This window comes from Stenotrophomonas sp. YJH_SMC_138 (genome assembly GCF_059369855.1).
The window spans coordinates 546919-562782 of sequence record NZ_JCAFTB010000002.1 but is presented as its reverse complement, the minus strand read 5'-3'; the positions used below and the strand labels follow the sequence as shown (position 1 = coordinate 562782).

Annotated in this window: 15 protein-coding genes and 5 tRNA genes; 3 read left to right on the top strand and 17 right to left on the bottom strand. The window is 67.4% G+C overall.

What is annotated here, in order from left to right; translation table 11 throughout:
• Nucleotides 1–131 precede the first annotated feature (131 nt).
• On the top strand, nucleotides 132–1205 hold the full coding sequence (locus AC5P7I_RS07745; protein ID WP_164077629.1) for an alpha/beta hydrolase family protein: 1074 nt from the start codon (nucleotides 132–134) through the stop codon (nucleotides 1203–1205).
• Between the two features lie 175 nt (nucleotides 1206–1380).
• On the opposite strand, the gene AC5P7I_RS07740 is transcribed toward AC5P7I_RS07745, so the two are convergent.
• The 5 genes from AC5P7I_RS07740 to AC5P7I_RS07720 all read right to left on the bottom strand — a co-directional run bounded on the left by AC5P7I_RS07740 (nucleotide 1381) and on the right by AC5P7I_RS07720 (nucleotide 3337).
• Nucleotides 1381–1650: a hypothetical protein gene (locus AC5P7I_RS07740; RefSeq protein WP_032959304.1), complete on the bottom strand. Its 270-nt coding sequence runs from the start codon at nucleotides 1648–1650 to the stop codon at nucleotides 1381–1383.
• Nucleotides 1651–1867: 217 nt separating this feature from the next.
• Entirely contained in the window at nucleotides 1868–2782 is a 915-nt protein-coding gene (locus tag AC5P7I_RS07735) for an ADP-ribosylglycohydrolase family protein (RefSeq protein WP_014646667.1), read from the bottom strand.
• A 121-nt stretch (nucleotides 2783–2903) separates the two neighbouring features.
• Nucleotides 2904–2977, bottom strand: a tRNA-Cys gene (locus AC5P7I_RS07730).
• Nucleotides 2978–3043: 66 nt separating this feature from the next.
• Nucleotides 3044–3119, bottom strand: a tRNA-Gly gene (locus AC5P7I_RS07725).
• 142 nt (nucleotides 3120–3261) lie between these two features.
• Nucleotides 3262–3337, bottom strand: a tRNA-Gly gene (locus AC5P7I_RS07720).
• A 130-nt stretch (nucleotides 3338–3467) separates the two neighbouring features.
• Here AC5P7I_RS07720 and AC5P7I_RS07715 point away from each other — a divergent pair.
• Both AC5P7I_RS07715 and AC5P7I_RS07710 read left to right on the top strand, forming a co-directional pair.
• The gene (locus tag AC5P7I_RS07715) at nucleotides 3468–3869 is read left to right on the top strand and encodes a hypothetical protein (protein ID WP_046429875.1); all 402 of its coding nucleotides are present in this window, start codon (nucleotides 3468–3470) and stop codon (nucleotides 3867–3869) included.
• Entirely contained in the window at nucleotides 3862–4311 is a 450-nt protein-coding gene (locus AC5P7I_RS07710) for a hypothetical protein (RefSeq protein WP_014646638.1), read from the top strand. The genes AC5P7I_RS07715 and AC5P7I_RS07710 overlap by 8 nt, the downstream gene beginning before the upstream one ends.
• Nucleotides 4312–4313: 2 nt before the next feature.
• Here AC5P7I_RS07710 and AC5P7I_RS07705 read toward each other — a convergent pair whose 3' ends face one another.
• From AC5P7I_RS07705 to kdsB, 12 genes are all read right to left on the bottom strand, one after another.
• Complete coding sequence (locus tag AC5P7I_RS07705) at nucleotides 4314–5228, bottom strand: HlyD family secretion protein (protein WP_014646637.1); 915 nt, start codon at nucleotides 5226–5228, stop codon at nucleotides 4314–4316.
• Nucleotides 5225–5953, bottom strand: coding sequence for an ABC transporter ATP-binding protein (locus AC5P7I_RS07700; protein WP_049404602.1), 729 nt, complete (start codon nucleotides 5951–5953; stop codon nucleotides 5225–5227). Before AC5P7I_RS07700 ends, AC5P7I_RS07705 begins: the two co-directional genes overlap by 4 nt.
• A gap of 10 nt (nucleotides 5954–5963) precedes the next feature.
• Nucleotides 5964–7103 carry an ABC transporter permease gene (locus tag AC5P7I_RS07695; RefSeq protein WP_032959316.1) on the bottom strand — a complete coding sequence of 380 codons (1140 nt, stop codon included), beginning with the start codon at nucleotides 7101–7103 and terminating at the stop codon, nucleotides 5964–5966.
• A complete protein-coding gene (locus AC5P7I_RS07690; RefSeq protein ID WP_164076926.1) occupies nucleotides 7100–8563 on the bottom strand; it encodes a TolC family protein in 1464 nt (487 codons plus the stop codon). Before AC5P7I_RS07690 ends, AC5P7I_RS07695 begins: the two co-directional genes overlap by 4 nt.
• 367 nt (nucleotides 8564–8930) lie before the next feature.
• Nucleotides 8931–9006 (bottom strand) — tRNA-Gly (locus AC5P7I_RS07685).
• 114 nt (nucleotides 9007–9120) lie between these two features.
• Nucleotides 9121–10227, bottom strand: a complete 1107-nt coding sequence (locus AC5P7I_RS07680; protein WP_075075706.1) for an NAD(P)/FAD-dependent oxidoreductase — start codon at nucleotides 10225–10227, stop codon at nucleotides 9121–9123.
• A 138-nt stretch (nucleotides 10228–10365) separates the two neighbouring features.
• Nucleotides 10366–10441 (bottom strand) — tRNA-Gly (locus AC5P7I_RS07675).
• A gap of 249 nt (nucleotides 10442–10690) precedes the next feature.
• Complete coding sequence (gene pgsA, locus AC5P7I_RS07670) at nucleotides 10691–11317, bottom strand: CDP-diacylglycerol--glycerol-3-phosphate 3-phosphatidyltransferase (protein WP_012510614.1); 627 nt, start codon at nucleotides 11315–11317, stop codon at nucleotides 10691–10693.
• An 18-nt stretch (nucleotides 11318–11335) separates the two neighbouring features.
• Nucleotides 11336–13180, bottom strand: coding sequence for an excinuclease ABC subunit UvrC (uvrC, locus tag AC5P7I_RS07665; protein WP_262087202.1), 1845 nt, complete (start codon nucleotides 13178–13180; stop codon nucleotides 11336–11338).
• The gene (locus AC5P7I_RS07660; protein ID WP_262087200.1) at nucleotides 13177–14589 is read right to left on the bottom strand and encodes a hypothetical protein; all 1413 of its coding nucleotides are present in this window, start codon (nucleotides 14587–14589) and stop codon (nucleotides 13177–13179) included. Before AC5P7I_RS07660 ends, uvrC begins: the two co-directional genes overlap by 4 nt.
• Nucleotides 14586–15074: an arsenate reductase/protein-tyrosine-phosphatase family protein gene (locus tag AC5P7I_RS07655; protein ID WP_164076928.1), complete on the bottom strand. Its 489-nt coding sequence runs from the start codon at nucleotides 15072–15074 to the stop codon at nucleotides 14586–14588. Before AC5P7I_RS07655 ends, AC5P7I_RS07660 begins: the two co-directional genes overlap by 4 nt.
• Nucleotides 15071–15844, bottom strand: coding sequence for a 3-deoxy-manno-octulosonate cytidylyltransferase (gene kdsB, locus AC5P7I_RS07650; RefSeq protein ID WP_262087198.1), 774 nt, complete (start codon nucleotides 15842–15844; stop codon nucleotides 15071–15073). Before kdsB ends, AC5P7I_RS07655 begins: the two co-directional genes overlap by 4 nt.
• Nucleotides 15845–15864: the final 20 nt, after the last annotated feature.

Here is a 15864-nt window from a genome sequence, read left to right as displayed (position 1 = left end):
GATGCTGTGCAGGGCCATGCCGCCAGCGTAGAGCGCAGCACCGCCGACCGGCAATGCCCTGCGGCACTGCAGCGCGCGCAAGGTTGTGCAGGGATCTATGCTCGGCGCCATTCCCGCATGGAATGACCCCGATGCGAACCTTGTTTCGATGTGCGCTTGCCCTCTGCCTGCTGCCCTGGATGACATTGCTGGCTGCACCACCGCCGGCACCGCGCACGCTCAGCGGCGAGCGGCAGGGCGCACCGTGGCGGCTGGATGTTCCGGCCAGCTGGAACGGCGACCTGGTGATGCTGGCCCATGGCTACGAACCGGTCGGCATGCCACGCACCGCACCCATGGCGGCCAATGACAGCACCGCGCCACTGCTGGCAGCAGGTTACGCCGTCGCGCAGAGCGCCTATGCCAGCCAGGGCTGGGCGGTGGCCGATGCGATCACCGACATGGAACGCCTGCGCCAACAGGCAGTGGCTGAACTCAAGCATGTCCGCCACACCTGGATGCTGGGATTCTCGATGGGCGGCGCCGTGACCATCGGCAGCCTCGAGCGCTTCCCGCAGCACTACGCAGGTGGCGTGTCGCTGTGCGGCGCCAATCTCGGTGGCGAACAGATCGCGACCGATCTGCTGACCACGCTGGTCGCATTCGATTACTTCTTCCCCAAGGCCGATGGGCTGCCGGCCGCCGGCCTGGTAGCGCGCGAAGTCGCCGCGCTGCCACAGGGCGAGTTGTACCAGGGCATCGCCAATGCCCTGCAACGTGATCCGTCGCACGCCGCAGTGCTGGCGCGGCGGCTGCAGGTGTCCCCTGATGCACTGGCCGGCGCCATCAGCCTGCACGCACTGGTGCTGCACGAACTGGCCACGCGCAGCGGCGGCATGCCGGTCGGCAACCTGGGGGTGGTGTACAGCGGATTCGGTGACGACGCCGCATTCAATGCCGGCGTTCAGCGCATCGATCCCGTGCCTGCGGCACAGGCGCATGTCCGCGACACGCTGGCAATGACCGGCGCACTGAAGCGACCGCTGGTGATCCAGTTCAACCACAACGACCCGACCATCGTGCCGCACATGCAGACGGTGTATCCGCAATTGGCCGTACGGGCTGGCGCACGCCCGCTGCCACGCGTGTTGCCGCCGGTGGGCGAAGGACACTGTGGTTTTTCTGGGACACAGGTGGTCGACGCCTTGAAAGCAGTGCAACGCTGAGTCCATCGCGTGCCGCAACGCATCACCACCGTGCGGGAAGGGGCTGCTCGGGTGGCGTGTGTCGTTCAGCCGCCAAGGCCTCGGCCTGACCAGCATGGTGCTGCACGATGCACGCCGCCCGATCGGCATGCAGGGCCAGGCGCTGACCGTGCGAGCGCAACCATGACGGGCCCAGTCAGCCGCCCAGCGTGCCCATCGTGAAGGTGTAGCCCGAGCTCATCAGGAATTCGCGCATGCGCATTTCCGCGCGCCGCGGTGAGGCCAGGCTGGCCGGCGCATACAGCGCATACACCAGGCCCGATCCCTCGATATGCTCGCGGCGGACCTCGCAGCGGGCGGTTTCCGAGGCAATCACCCATCCGTCCTTCAGCCGCTCCGGCCCGATGGATTGCCCGTTCTTCAAGCGAAAGGTCAGCCAACGCACATCTGCCATGACTTTGCTCATTTCCGTTTCGCTCCGTGGCTGAAGCGACGCGTGATGTCCTTGCTCGCCATTGCGGCTCCCTGAGACGTGGAACCCGACCATAGCGCCTTTCCATGTCGTGGGTGGCTGAGACTGGCGGCCGCGGCATGCGAGCTGCCGCACGGGTTCCCTCGCGGCGTCGGAAATGGCGACGGCAGGGAGCGTCCTGCCGGCGCAGTTCACGGGCAGGGAACCCGACTCACGCAGCGCGGTCGCTGCCCTGGTTCAAGGCGTGCAGCGCATCGGCCAGCGCCTGGATTTCGGCACGCAGGGCCAGCCGCTGCAACCACCGCCCGGGGATTCCGCGCGCACCATGGAATGCGCCCGCCAGCTGCCCCGCGATGGCGGCCGTGGTGTCGGCGTCCTCGCCAAGATTGGCCGCCTCGAGTACGACGGCTTCAAAGGTGTCGTGGCGATCAAAGCACCAGAGTGCAGCTTCGACACTGTCGACAACATAGCCATTGCCACGGATCTGCTCACGCGCGGCACCGCGGTAGCCGCCCGCCGCGATCTGCTGCAGCCGCGCGCTCTCAACGGGGACATTGCTGAGATCCAGCACCGCGTCACGGGTGCCACCTGCCAACGCCCGCTCCAGCGCGACCGCCAGCAAGCGGCACGCCTCCAGGCACTCCTGCGCAGCGTGCGTCGTTCGCGAACTCAGCTCGGCCATTGCCTGCAGGTCGGGGGTCCCGGCGTAGCGCAATGCCACCGGCGCCAAACGCATGATCGAGCCATTGCCAGCGCTGCGTGGATCGTCACTACCCGCCAGCGGATGGCCATCCTGCAGGAACCGGTCGATCGCAGCCCGCGTTGCCATACCGATATCGAAGCACTCGCCGGTCGCACTCCAGTACCCATGCCGGTACCAGTTGGCGTAGCGGTTCATCTGATCGTGCACATCGAAGGTGTCACAACGCACCAGGCTCTCGGCCAGGCACATCGCCATGGAGGTATCGTCGGTCCATTGCCCCGGCTGCAGCTGGAACGGCCCACCACCCACCATGTCGGTGATCGGGGTGAAGCTGCCACGAGGCTTGAACTCCAGCGTGGTACCGACGGCATCGCCGCACGCGAGGCCGAGCAAGGCGCCGCGGAAGTGATCAATCTGGTTCATCAGACCAGTGTAGCGCCACCGGATCCGCCATGACTGGCCGCCAGGCCGCGCAACGATCGCGCAAGCGGGAACGCAATCGTAGCCAACAAAAAAGCCCTGACCGGAGTCAGGGCTTTTCAATTGGAGGCCTCAAGCGGAATCGAACCGCTGTAAACGGATTTGCAATCCGGTGCATAGCCACTCTGCCATGAGGCCAACGTACTGCGCGCCAGGAACGGAACCCTGACAAGACAAAACCCCATGATGGGGCCTGTCGGAACATGGAGCGGGAAACGAGACTCGAACTCGCGACCTCAACCTTGGCAAGGTTGCGCTCTACCAACTGAGCTATTCCCGCGTAAGCCGACATGCTACCGGAAATCCGGAAAACACACCAGCGATTTCACCTTTCTGACTGCGCGCAAAGCCTTGCGGCTCAACGTGCCCCGCCTTGCCGTGGCGGGAGAAAAACAAGGCCCCTGCCGGGGCCCTGTAGAATCTGGAGCGGGAAACGAGACTCGAACTCGCGACCTCAACCTTGGCAAGGTTGCGCTCTACCAACTGAGCTATTCCCGCAGATTCCGTTCGACCTGCGTCGAAGGAGCGCTATTGTGTCCAAATTCCTTCACGCCGTCAACAGTCTTCACATCATGCGGTCACGGGCGTCCGCACTGGGGTACGCTGCCCCGCCCAGCCCCATGCGCCCATGTTCCTTCGCGGCAAACCCTTGTTGATCGCCCTGCTGCTGCATCTGCTGGTGGCGCTGCTGTACTGGGCACTGATTCCGCTGGGAATGAACTGGTATCGCGACCATTTCGGCTTCACCGCCCATCGCGACATCGGCCTGGGCATCGCCCAGTTCCATCTGTTCTGGATGTTCATTGGCGCCCAACTGCTGATCGCAGTGTTGCGGCCATTGTTCGCCAAGCTGCTGGTGCTGGCGGCGCCGCTGGCGTTCGCCAGCTGGACGCTGATGCACGACCATCCGCTGCGCCTGGTGTACTTCACCGTTGGACCTGGCCTGCTGGCACTGGCCGCAATCGCCGCAAGCCTGCGCTATTCGTCGCGGGCAACCTCCCGCTACACCACGGACACCACCGATGCCTAGACGTTACATCCGCCTGTTCTGGCTGCTGGTCGCGCTGACCTGGCTGGCGCTGATCGCCGCACTGGTCAATGCCGGCTTCACTCCGGACTACTGGCTGCTGCACCACCTGGAAGGCGCCGAACTGCCCTACCCGACCAGCACCGTCATCGTCTTCGCGTTGCTGGGCACCGTCGAACTGGTGGTAGCCGCCTTGATCGTGCGGCCGTGGAGACTGAAACGCCTGTGGCTGCGCCTGCTGATCGCCTTCGCCCTTCTGCTGCTGTGGTCGGTGCCGTGGATGCTGTCGGCGATGCATCAGCCGCCGGTACAAGGCATGCATCTGCTGTGGCTGCTGCTGTTGGACGTGGGCCTGCTGCTGGCGCTGTGCATGGTGTCGGCGGTGAGCGCGTGGCGGGCGTTCAGGCGTCGAGGGCGCGCGGATGCGCCCCCGTTGCAGCACTAGGCCTACTTCCGGAACTCCACCCGCACATGCTGGCCGAAGCGCGCCTTGGCCTCGCCATCGAACTCCAGCACGCACTCCACCACCTTGGCCACGCCACGCCCCGCGTCTTCAGGCAGGCGAGCCTGCGCGAACACCGGGCTGATGCGTACCACGCGTGCGGGCGGCAGCGTGCTGGCGTTCTCGGCACCATCGCTGTCTGGCACCACGGTGGCCCTCATGCCCACCTGCACGGCATCGGCGTAGGCCGCGCTGAGTTCGGCACGTACCTGCAGCGGGCGCGCCGGCAGCAGTGATATCGCCGGCTTGCCGGCCTGCACGAAGGCGCCGAGGCCCGGCACCTGGCCGACCACGGTGCCGGCTTCCGGCGCGCTCAGCGACATCTGCTGCAGTTTCAGCCTGGCGTGTTCCAGCTTGTGCTGGGCCATGTCGACCTGCGCACCGGCCACGTCGACATCGGCGCGTACGCCAGCCAGCTGCTGCTTGGCCGCATCGGCCTGCTGGTTGGACGACACGCCTTCGCTCGCACCCGTGGACAGGCGGGTGGCATTGCGCTCCAGTTCGCGCAGCTGCGCCTGGCTGCCCTTCAGGCGGTCATTGGCCAGTGCGAGATCAGCGGTGGCCATCGCCACTTCCTGCTGCAGCAGCGCACCGTCCAGCGACAGCAGAAGCTGCCCCTTCTTCACCGTGGCGCCCTCCTTCACCAGCGCGGCGGTGATCGAACCATCCACCGGCGGCGCCAGCGCGATCAGGCCACCCTCGACATCGATGATGCCGCGCGCCACCGCAACCTTGCCGGCGGTGGCAGTGCTGGCTTTACCTGCAGGTGCCTGGGCGGGCGCGTCCCTGGAACAGGCGCAAAGCAGCAGTGCCGCGGACAGTACCAGGCTGAGGGGAAGCAGGTGCGACGTCTTGGTCATGGGGCGGACTCTACGGTTTCGTTCTGGCGGCGGTCATCACGGACCATGCCGTCTTCCATGGCGATCACCCGATCGGCATGCCGGATCAGGCGCGGATCGTGGCTCACGCACAGCACGGTGGCGCCATGCGCACGTGCGTAGCGATGCAGGATGTCGATCACGCGCTGGCCATTCTCGGCGTCCAGCGCGCTGGTGGGTTCGTCGGCGAAGATCAGTGTCGGCGACTTGGCGAAGGCACGGGCCACCGCCACGCGCTGCTTCTCACCGCCGGACAACTGCGCCGGGCGCATGTGGCTGCGGTGGCTGAGGCCCACTTCTTCCAGCGCCTTGCGCGCCAGCGGCTCGCTTTCGCGATTGCGCATGCCGCGGTAGCCCAGCGGCAGCTGCACCTGCTCCAGCGCAGTCAGTGCCGGGAACAGGTTGAAGCCCTGGAACACGAAGCCGACATGGTGCAGGCGGAAGCGCTCCACCTCGCCGCGGGTCATGTGGCCCACGTCCTGGCCCAGCGCGTGCACGCGACCGCCATCCGGCGCGGACAGGCCGGACAGCAGCGACAGCAGCGTGCTCTTGCCGCACCCCGAAGGGCCCGAGACCAGGGTCAACTCGCCCGGATAGATGTCCAGCGACAGGCCGCGCAGCACCGGCACCTGCATATCGCCGGACATGAAGCCTTTTTCCAGTGCGTCGGCCTGCAACGTTGGGGCGACGGCATGTTTGGAGGTCATCGGCCGGTCCTCAACGCAGCAGCAACGATGGATCGGAGCGGACCACACTGCGTACCGCCATGATGCTCGACAGCATGGCCATCACCGCGACCAGCGCCACGCAGCCGATGATGACCATCGGCGTCAGCTGCACCGGCACGCGCTGGGACTGTGCGATCAACAGCACGACGGTACTGAACGCCGCCGCCAGCAACATGCCCACGCCACCGATCAGCAATGCCTGCTCGAATACCACCCGTGCCAGCGCGTAGCGACCTGCGCCGAGCGCGTTGAGCGTGGCGTACTCGCGCACCGAACCAGCCACCACCGAGGCGAACGACTGGTTGGTGATCACCGCGCCGACGAAGCAGACGATGACGGCCATGAACAGCACCGCGATGCCGGCGCCGGTGTCGAACAACCAGTACTGCTGCGAACGGCTGGCGAACGCCGGCGCGGTCCAGAACTCGACCGGCGTGGCCTGGCCCATCGACGCAGCGAGGCGGTCGCGCACGCGGTCGGCCAGGTCCGGCGAGCGCAGGCCCGCCACGAAATAGGTACTACCCTCGTGCGGATCGGTACCGGCGATGGCACGCGCGGTATCCAGCGAGGCCAGCACGTTGACGCCACCGAGGCCACGCAGGCCCGGTTGCGCGGCGACCACGCGCACCGCCTTGCCATTGATCCATGCACGGTTGCTCTGCAGGTCCACGCCCAGCGTATCCAGGTCGGCGCTGTCGACGATCACCGCCCCCGGCTCGCGCAGCTGCGCGCGCAGGTCGGCAGGCAGGATGCGCGCGAACATCATTGCGTCATCGCCGGTGGAGATGCCGGACAGGTACACCGACACGTTGCCGGTACCCTGCGCGCCCGAGCGCCATTCGCCATCGACCCACTCGTAGGGTTCGACGCGGGTGACATCCGGGTCCATGCGCAGGTGGCTTTCGACGTCGGCGCTGATCGCATGGCCGTAGTTGACGCTCTGGGTGCCGGGGAAGCCGGCCCAGATGTCGGCCGAGGACGCTTTCACGTAGATCGCAGCGGTACCGAAGATGCCCAGCACCAGTGCCGCCTGCACGATCAACAGCACACCGGCGAAGCACATCGCCAGCACCACCGGCAGGAACCGGCGCCATTCATAGGCCAGGGTCTTGCGGGCCAGCGCGATCATTGCGATTCGCCCTCACCCTCGACAGGCAACGGAGCACCACCGAGGGCGCGGTAGAGCGACGCAAAGGCCAGCACGCGCGCACCCTGTGCACCGATCAGGTCGGCCTGCGCGGCGAGTGCCGCACGCTGCCCGTCAAGCCCGTCGAATTCGCTGGACAGCCCCAACTGCACCTGCCGCGCCTGCCGCTTGACCTGTTGCCCGGCGGCATCATCGGCCGCGCGCAGCGACTGGATGCTGCTGTCCTGGCGCGCCAGGCTGCCGAGCGCGCCTTCCACTTCGCTCACGCCTTCCAGCACCGCCTTGCGGTAACCCAGCAAGGCGGCATCCAGCTGCTTTTCATCGGCATGGAAGCGTGCGCGGCGCTGGCCCCAGTCCCACAGCGGAATATCGATGTACGGGCCGATCGACGGGCTCGAATCGGAATTGGAGCGGGCGTTCTGGGTTAGGTTGTAGGCGTACAGGATGGAGCCACCGAGGCTGACACGCGGATACATCGCGGCGCGTGCCGAACCCTTGCTGGCAGCAGCCTGCATCACCTCCGATTCGGCCAGCAGGATCTGCGGCCGATGGCGCAGCAGATAGGCCGGGACCTGCTGCAGCGAGAACGCACCCAGCGTCGGCGGCGTGCGATAGGCACGCCAGGCCGGGTCCGGGCCATCGCGTCCCAGCAGCAAAGCCAACGCACGGGCAGCGTTGTCCGCGTTTTCCCGTGCCTGCGCCGTGGCCGCGCGGGTGGCGGCCTGGCGTGCACGCAGGCGATCAAGTTCGCCGGGCTCATCAAGGCGCAGGCGCTGGCGTACCAGGGCCAACTGTTCGCCGCGATCGTCCACCGCCTGCTGGCGGGCCAACAGGTCCTGCTGGGCCTGCGCCACGGTCAGATCCAGATAGCTGCGCACCACGTCGGCGATCACCGCGACCTGCGCGGCACCACGCAGCGCCTCGGCGTTACCGGCCGACGCCTGCGCGCTCAACTGCGCGCTCTCGGCGGCGCCGAACAGGCCCAGGTCCCAGATCGCTTCGATACCCGCGTGGAAGTAGGTGTCGACCGCAGCGGCATCCTGCACCTGCTTGGCGCTGGCCGTGATTTCCGGCAGGAAGCGCGAATCGGACGTGCCGGCGACAATCCGCACGGCCTGCAGGCGCAGCGTGGCCTGCTGCAGGTCGAGGTTGCCGGCGATGGCCTGATCGACCAGTCCATCCAGCGCTGGGTCGGACAACACTTTCCACCACTGTTTGGCGTCCACCGCCACGCCTTGGCCCTGCGGCACCTGGGTCCAGGTGCTGGGCGTGCGATCAGGCAGATCCGGAACCGGCACCGACATGCAGCCCGCCAATGCGAGACTTGCGAGCAGCGCGCCGGGTCGCAGCACTGCCTGCAGGGAGAGTCCGCGCCCCGTCCTGGGCACTGCCACTGAAGTGATACGCCTGACCACCAGCCCGCCAACGTGTAGAAGGAGCATGAAGGCTACCGTGCGATTGTGGAGCGAACATGGAGAAATGGTCCGAAAAAGGTCACAGCACGCGTGCGGTTCAGGCAACGCCGGCGCAGGCCTTTCGCCAGCCTTTCAGTGCCTGCAGCAGGCGGAACACTGGTGCGGATTCCAGGTCATTGCGTCTGTTGCAGCCCCTCGTGCCAGGTGCTTCCGATCGTCCCCACGATCGCTGCGCCCCCCCGTCATGCCGATTGCGACACCAATGTCGGAATCGCCCCCAGCTGCAGACTTACCACGCCCACCATGAAAATGTCGTGGCCCGCCTGTAGCGACCCGCCTGGCCAACGTCATGACAAACGAAAAACGCCCCCTTGCGGGAGCGTTTTTCTGATTCTGGAGCGGGAAACGAGACTCGAACTCGCGACCTCAACCTTGGCAAGGTTGCGCTCTACCAACTGAGCTATTCCCGCAGATTCCGTTCGATCTGCGTCGAAGGAGCGCTATTGTGTCGATATTGCTGCACGGCGTCAACAGGAATTTTCACCGGCATTGCGGGAGGCGTTCAGGCCCTCAGGACCGACACCTCAGGTTCGCAGGCCACGGCGGTGGAAGTAGACCTGCTCGGCGATGCGCCGCGTGGCCCCCGTGTGCAGCAGTGCGTTGAGCGGCCAGTCGGCCTGCAGATGGTCCATCGCCCAGCGCAGCAGGCGCTTGCCGTGGAATGCCGGCGCCACCTGCCGCGCCACCCGTTCCGCTTCCGGCCCTTGCCCACGCAGATGGCGGGAAATCGCCTCGCCGACCGCCCAGCCGTGCCGCCACGAGGAGTGGATGCCGCCGGCGGACAGCGGCGAGACGATGCCTGCCGCGTCGCCGGTCAGGATCACGCGTTGGCCGGTGAAGGGCCCATCCGGCCGGCCGCACGGGACCAAGCCGGCGCGGGTGGCCGAGGGACGCGCCGAAGGCGGAATGCCGACCACATTGCGCACGTGGTCGAGGAAGCCATCGATATCCGGCGGCCGTACCTGTTGCGGGTCATGACGCAGCGCCAATCCCACCTGCAGCCCGGTCGGATTCTGCGCGACCCAGCCGATGTAGCCCGGTGCGTAGCGCTTGCTGACGAAGCAATGCAGTGCATCGCCCTGCGACACCTGCAGGCCGGCGAACTCACGCTCGACGCCGTAGAGGTTGTCACGCACCTGGCCAAGCCCGGTGCGTTGTGCCACGCGTGAGCGTGCGCCGTCAGCGCCAACCAGATAGGCGCATCGCCCTGCCCCATCCACCTGCCAGCCGTCACCACTGCGATGGGCGTCGGTAAAGGACTGCTGCAGGCGCAGGTCGACGCCGTTCGCATGCAGCTCGCTGGCCAGCCAGCGCATCAGGTTCGGCGTATCGGTGGTGAGGAAGTAATAGCCCGGTGCGGCCAGCAACACGCTGCGAAGGTTCGGCGCATACAGGCGCACGTTTGCGACCCGGTCCACCAGATGTTCGGGCATGCGCCCCAGCCAGGTCTCCTCCATCGCTTCCTTCACCACGATGCCGGTGGTGTGCAGGCGCTCGCCGGGGTCGACCTTGCGTTCCAGCACGCAGACGCGCAGACCGTACTGCGCGGCGGCCAAGGCGCAGGCGGCACCGGCGAAACTGGCGCCGACGATGACCACATCGTGGTCGTAAGCAGAGGATTGATGAGGCATCGCGGCATCGCCGGGCTGGAACGGAGATACAGCTTCGCGAGCACGCGTGGTGAGGCGATGGGGTGGCGGTGAAGCAGGGATGAAGTGCCCTGCACACAAACGAAAAACGCTCCCTTCCGGGAGCGTTCTTCTTGAATCTGGAGCGGGAAACGAGACTCGAACTCGCGACCTCAACCTTGGCAAGGTTGCGCTCTACCAACTGAGCTATTCCCGCTTGGGAGGCGAAATTCTACCTGTTCCAAGGATGGCGTCAAGCGGTTTTTCCGGGGCCTGCGAGGCGCCTTGCACCGCGTATCCATGCATGGCGTGGATCTACTACAGCGTCTCCGCAAACTGATGGATCCGCCCCCTCCGTGGATGCGGCATTTCCAGTAGATCCACGCCGTGCGGGGATAGGCGCATCGATGGGGTCAGAGCCCTTTCCTTCGGAAAGGGATCCGACTCCGGGGCTCAGACACCGGGCTCAGTTGCCCAGCTTCTTCTGCCGCGCACGCTCGCGCGCAGCGCGCTCATCGTCGCGCAGGCTCGGCCAGGCGGCGTGCAGGTACTGCAGGCCCGACCACAGGGTCAGCACGGCGGCAATGGCCAGGGTCCAGTCGCCGATATGGAACACCGGCCAGCCCATCCAGATGTCTTCCACCGGCACGTTCGGGGCCACCGAGTAAAGCAGGCACAGCAGCGCGACCATCTGCGCGGTGGTCTTGACCTTGCCGATCATCGCCACGCGCACCTTCGCGCGCTGGCCCAGCTCGGCCATCCATTCGCGCAGCGCCGACACCGCGATCTCGCGGCCGACGATGACCGCCGCCCAGAACGCCATCCACGGCGTCGGATGACCCTGCACGATCAGGAACAGCGCCACCGCCACCATCAGCTTGTCCGCGACCGGGTCGAGGAAGGCGCCAAAGGCCGACTCCAGCTGGTAACGGCGTGCGATCCAGCCATCGAGCCAGTCGGTGATCGCGGCCAGGCCGAAGATCGCCGCCGAAGCGAAGTTGGTCCAGGTGTAGGGCAGGTAGAACACCAGCACCAGCACCGGGATCATCACGATCCGCAACAACGTCAGCCAGGTGGGCAGGGTCAACTTCATGCTTGCGTGCTTCTCTCTCTACTCGGCCGCATCAGGCGTGGCCAACCCGTGCAGGTTAGCGTAGATACGTGCCGCGAGGGCGTCATTGATGCCTTCCACCTTGGCGATTTCCGCTTCGCCAGCGGCTTTCAGGCCCACCAGGCCGCCGAAATGCTTGAGCAGGCTGGCGCGGCGGCGCGGCCCGATGCCGGGGATATCCTCCAGTTTGCTGGTCATCCGCGCCTTCTGGCGGCGCCCCCTGTGGCCGGTGATGGCGAAGCGATGCGCCTCGTCGCGCACCTGCTGGATGAACTGCAGCGCCGGGCTGGCCGCGCCCGGGCGCAGCTCGCGGCCATCGGGCATCACCAGCGCCTCGTGGCCGGCACGGCGCTCCGCGCCCTTGGCCACGCCCACCAGCAGCACGCCTTCCACGCCCAGATCGGCCAGTGCGGCCTGGGCCTGCGACAGCTGGCCGGCGCCACCGTCGATCAGCAGCACGTCCGGCAGCACGCCCTGCTCTTCCACTGCGCGGCGGAAACGGCGGTCGATGGCCTGGCGCATGGCGGCGTAGTCGTCGCCCGGCTCGATGCCGCTGATGTTGAAGCGGCGGTACTGCGCGCGCACCGGGCCGGCGGCGTCGAACACCACGCACGAGGCTACGGTGGCCTCGCCCAGGGTGTGGCTGATATCAAAACACTCGACACGCTTGACCGGCTCGGCCAGGCCCAGCATCTCGCGCAGCGCATCGCTGCGCGCGTGCTGCGCATTGCGGCTGTTGAGTTCGGTGGCCAGGGTCAGCTGCGCGTTGCGGCTGGCCAATTCCACATAGCCGGCGCGCTCGCCGCGCACGTTCCACTTCAGCTGCACCTTGCGCTCGGCCGAGGCCGACAGCGCGGCGACCAGCAGGTCGGCGTCGGGAATCTCGCGGTCCAGCAGGATCTCGCGCGGCGGCTCGAATTCGATGTAGTACTGCGAGACGAAGGCGGCAAGCACCTCTTCCGGGCTTTCCTCGCCATTGGTGCGCGGGAAGAACGGGCGGGTACCGAGGTTGCGGCCATCACGGAAGGCCAGCAGCAGCACGCAGGCCTGCGAGCCCTGCATGGCCACGGCCAGCACATCGAGGTCCGCGGCGCGGCCATCCACGTACTGGCGGGTCTGCATGCTGCGCAGCGAGGAGATCAGGTCGCGCAGGCGCGCGGCCTGCTCGAACTCCAGCGCCTCGCTGGCGGCCTGCATCTGCTCGCCCAGTTCGCGGGTCAGCTCGTCACTCTTGCCTTCCAGGAACAGGGCGGCGCGGCGCACCGACTCGGCGTACTCCGGCGCCGGGACCAGCTCCACGCACGGCGCGCTGCAACGCCCGATCTGGTATTGCAGGCACGGCCGCGAGCGGTTGCGGAACACGCTGTCCTCGCAGCTGCGCAGCTTGAACAGCTTGTGCATCAGGTTCAGCGTCTCGCGCACGGCGGTGACGCCGGGATACGGCCCGAAGTAGCGCCCAGGAATGGCACGCGGACCACGATGCAGCGCGATGCGTGGCCAGTCCTCGCGGGTCAGCAGCACATGCGGATAGGTCTTGTCATCGCGCAGTGAGACGTTGTAGCGCGGCGACAGCGACTTGATCAACTGGTTTTCCAGCAGCAACGCCTCGGCTTCCGAGCGCGTCACGGTCACGTCCATGCGCGTGATCTGCGAGATCATCGACATGATCCGCGCGTTCTTCGGGCTGCCGTTGAAATAGCTGCCGACACGGTTGCGCAGCGCGCGCGCCTTGCCCACGTACAGCAGGGTGTCGTCGGCGGCGTACATGCGGTACACGCCAGGGGCGGTGCTGAGCTGGGCCGCGAAGGCCTTGCCGTCGAAGGCCGGGGCGGGAACGTCGGTCATTCGCTGATCGGGACTTCGCTGAGCACGCCGCTGTCGGGGTCGAATCGCAGCACGGCATGGGCGTCAGTCTCGGCGATCCACACCGCACCGGCGCCCACCGCCAATCCGGCCGGGCCATGCAGGCGGCGCGGCAGCGGCTGGGTGGTCAGTTCACCGCCGCCCAGGCGCAGCGTGCGCAGGCGACCGTTGCCGGTATCGGCAATCCACAGCAGCGGAGCGTCCGCGCTCAATGCGATCGCCTGCGGATACTGCAGGCTGGCCTGCGCACGCGGGCCGTCTTCGCTGCCGAAGCGCCAGGGCCCCTGCCCGACCAGCGTCTGCACCAGGTCGCCGCGCAGTTGCAGTGCACGGATCGAGGATCCCAAGGCGTCGGCGACGTACAACACCTGCTGCACCACGGCCAGCGCAGTCGGTTGGGCAAAGGCAGCCAGGTGGCCGCTGCCGTCACGCTCGTCGATGGAACCACTGCCGGCGCGCCATTGCAGGCTGCGCTGGCCCAGGTGGTAGCTCCAGATGCGGTTGTCGCCGGCCATCGCGATGTGCAGCTGGTTGTCGGCGATGGCCAGGCCGATAGGATGGTCCAGCGAGACCTGCCGCGCCTGCGCCACCGGACCTTCCATCGGCGCACCGGGACGTCCGTTGCCACACAGCGTGTCGACGATGCCGGTCAGCAGGTTGATGCGGCGCACCGCATGGTTGCCGGTGTCGGCGACGTACAGCGAATCGCGCTCCAGCACCAGCGCCTGCGGGCGGTGGAACGCCGCTTCGGCCAGGTTGCCGTCCATGAAATCGGCGGTACCGAGGCCGAACTGGCGCAGGATGCGGCCGCCATGGCTGCATTCGAGAATGCGGTGGTGGCCACTGTCGGCGATGTACAGGCGTTCGGTGCTGACCGCCAGGCCCAGCGGGAACCGCAGCGCCTGGCGTGGTTCCGGATGCAGTTCGCTGCCGCCACGCGGCGGTGCCGACGGAGCGCCCTGGCACAGCGCGTTCAAGGCGCGTTCGAGTTCACCGGGTGCGCCCTGCCCGACCAGCCGTTGCTGTTCGCGACCCTGCGCATCCAGCAGCACCATGGTCGGCCAGGCGGTCACGCCGAAGCGGCGCCAGCCATCCCAGTCCGCGTCGAGGAGCACCGGCATGGCCAGGCCCTGGCGGCGCAGCAGCTTCAGTGCGGCACTGGCGTCGCGCTCGAAATCGAAGCGCGGCACCTGCAGCACCAGCGGCTGCAGCTTGCCGGGGTGGCGCGACAGCCATTGCCCGAACTCGGCCAGGCGTTGCGCACTCCAGGCGGAGGCCGCATTGACGAACAGCAGCGCGACCGGCCGGCCGCGCAGTTCGGTCAGGGTGCAAGGGGTGGCATTGAGCCAGGTGGCGAACTCGGGCAGGTCCGGGACGGGCTGGACGTTCATGACCCGATTATGCCGGAGTCGGCGTCATGCAACAGTCGTGCCACCGCACGTTTTGCAGCATCGTCGACCAGCGACCAGACCTGTTCGAAATGATCGCTGCCGCCGCTGTAGGGGTCGGGGATGGCTACCCGCCCCTGAACGCCCGACCAGGGCAGGTACAACGCCAGCCGTTCACGCTGGGCCGCCGACGCCAGGCGCCCGGCATCACGCAGGTTGGCCTCGTCGGCACACAGGATCCAGTCGAAACGGTCGAAATCCACGGCCTGCAGCTGGCGTGCGCGCAGGCCGCCGATGTCCACGCCGTGCCCGGCCGCGCAGGCGATCGCGCGGCGGTCCGGCGGCTCGCCCACGTGCCAGTCGCCGGTGCCAGCCGAATCAACCTGCACCCGCCCGGCCAGCGGCGAGGCATCCAGGCGTGCGCGCAGCGCACCTTCGGCCATCGGCGAACGGCAGATGTTGCCGAGGCAGACGACCAGCAGCCTCATCGCGGCGCCATCGCCTGCAGCAGCCCCTCGGCGCGCTCCAGGTCCTCGGGCGTGTCGATGCCCGGCGGGAACGGCTCGGGCGAGATCGCCACGCTGATCGGATAGCCCGCTTCCAGCACGCGCAGCTGCTCCAGCGATTCGACCTGCTCCAGCTGGCCCGGCGGCATCGCCGCGAACTGCTGCAGGAAGCCGGCGCGATAGCCGTAGATGCCGATGTGGCGCAACCAGTGGTGGCCGTCCGGCAGCGTGTCGCGGCTGCGTGCGAAGCCGTCGCGGTGCCAGGCGATCGGCGCGCGGCTGAAGTACATCGCCTCGTTGCGCACGTTGCGCACCAGCTTCACCACGTTCGGGTCGAACAGGGTGTGCGCGTCCTCGACGGTCGTGGCGAGAGTCGACATCGTCGCAGTGCCTGCGACCAGCGCATCGGCCACCGCACGGATACCGGCCGCCGGTGCGAACGGTTCGTCGCCCTGCAGGTTGACCACCACCGTGTCATCGGCCCAGCCGGCAATGCGTGCGCATTCGGCCAGGCGATCAGTGCCGGAGGCGTGCGTGGTCGCGGTCATCGCCACCTTCACTTCGGCCATCCCGGACAGCGCATCGGCAATGCGCTGATCGTCGGTCGCTACCCAGACTTCACGGGCACCGGCCTGCAGCGCGCGGCGCGCCACATGCAGCACCAGCGGCTCGCCGCCCAGCGGGCGCAACGGCTTGCCCGGCAGCCGCGAGGCGGCATAGCGGGCCGGAATGGCGACGACGAATTCAGTCATGCAGGCGGTACTCGGCAGGC

What these genes read in the sequence shown, in the direction of transcription:
- AC5P7I_RS07745 (WP_164077629.1), top strand. Translation starts at nt 132, where the DNA reads ATGCGAACCTTGTTTCGATGTGCGCTTGCCCTCTGCCTGCTGCCCTGG.
- AC5P7I_RS07740 (WP_032959304.1), bottom strand. Translation starts at nt 1,650, where the DNA reads ATGAGCAAAGTCATGGCAGATGTGCGTTGGCTGACCTTTCGCTTGAAG.
- AC5P7I_RS07735 (WP_014646667.1), bottom strand. Translation starts at nt 2,782, where the DNA reads ATGAACCAGATTGATCACTTCCGCGGCGCCTTGCTCGGCCTCGCGTGC.
- AC5P7I_RS07715 (WP_046429875.1), top strand. Translation starts at nt 3,468, where the DNA reads ATGTTCCTTCGCGGCAAACCCTTGTTGATCGCCCTGCTGCTGCATCTG.
- AC5P7I_RS07710 (WP_014646638.1), top strand. Translation starts at nt 3,862, where the DNA reads ATGCCTAGACGTTACATCCGCCTGTTCTGGCTGCTGGTCGCGCTGACC.
- AC5P7I_RS07705 (WP_014646637.1), bottom strand. Translation starts at nt 5,228, where the DNA reads ATGACCAAGACGTCGCACCTGCTTCCCCTCAGCCTGGTACTGTCCGCG.
- AC5P7I_RS07700 (WP_049404602.1), bottom strand. Translation starts at nt 5,953, where the DNA reads ATGACCTCCAAACATGCCGTCGCCCCAACGTTGCAGGCCGACGCACTG.
- AC5P7I_RS07695 (WP_032959316.1), bottom strand. Translation starts at nt 7,103, where the DNA reads ATGATCGCGCTGGCCCGCAAGACCCTGGCCTATGAATGGCGCCGGTTC.
- AC5P7I_RS07690 (WP_164076926.1), bottom strand. Translation starts at nt 8,563, where the DNA reads ATGCTCCTTCTACACGTTGGCGGGCTGGTGGTCAGGCGTATCACTTCA.
- AC5P7I_RS07680 (WP_075075706.1), bottom strand. Translation starts at nt 10,227, where the DNA reads ATGCCTCATCAATCCTCTGCTTACGACCACGATGTGGTCATCGTCGGC.
- pgsA (WP_012510614.1), bottom strand. Translation starts at nt 11,317, where the DNA reads ATGAAGTTGACCCTGCCCACCTGGCTGACGTTGTTGCGGATCGTGATG.
- uvrC (WP_262087202.1), bottom strand. Translation starts at nt 13,180, where the DNA reads ATGACCGACGTTCCCGCCCCGGCCTTCGACGGCAAGGCCTTCGCGGCC.
- AC5P7I_RS07660 (WP_262087200.1), bottom strand. Translation starts at nt 14,589, where the DNA reads ATGAACGTCCAGCCCGTCCCGGACCTGCCCGAGTTCGCCACCTGGCTC.
- AC5P7I_RS07655 (WP_164076928.1), bottom strand. Translation starts at nt 15,074, where the DNA reads ATGAGGCTGCTGGTCGTCTGCCTCGGCAACATCTGCCGTTCGCCGATG.
- kdsB (WP_262087198.1), bottom strand. Translation starts at nt 15,844, where the DNA reads ATGACTGAATTCGTCGTCGCCATTCCGGCCCGCTATGCCGCCTCGCGG.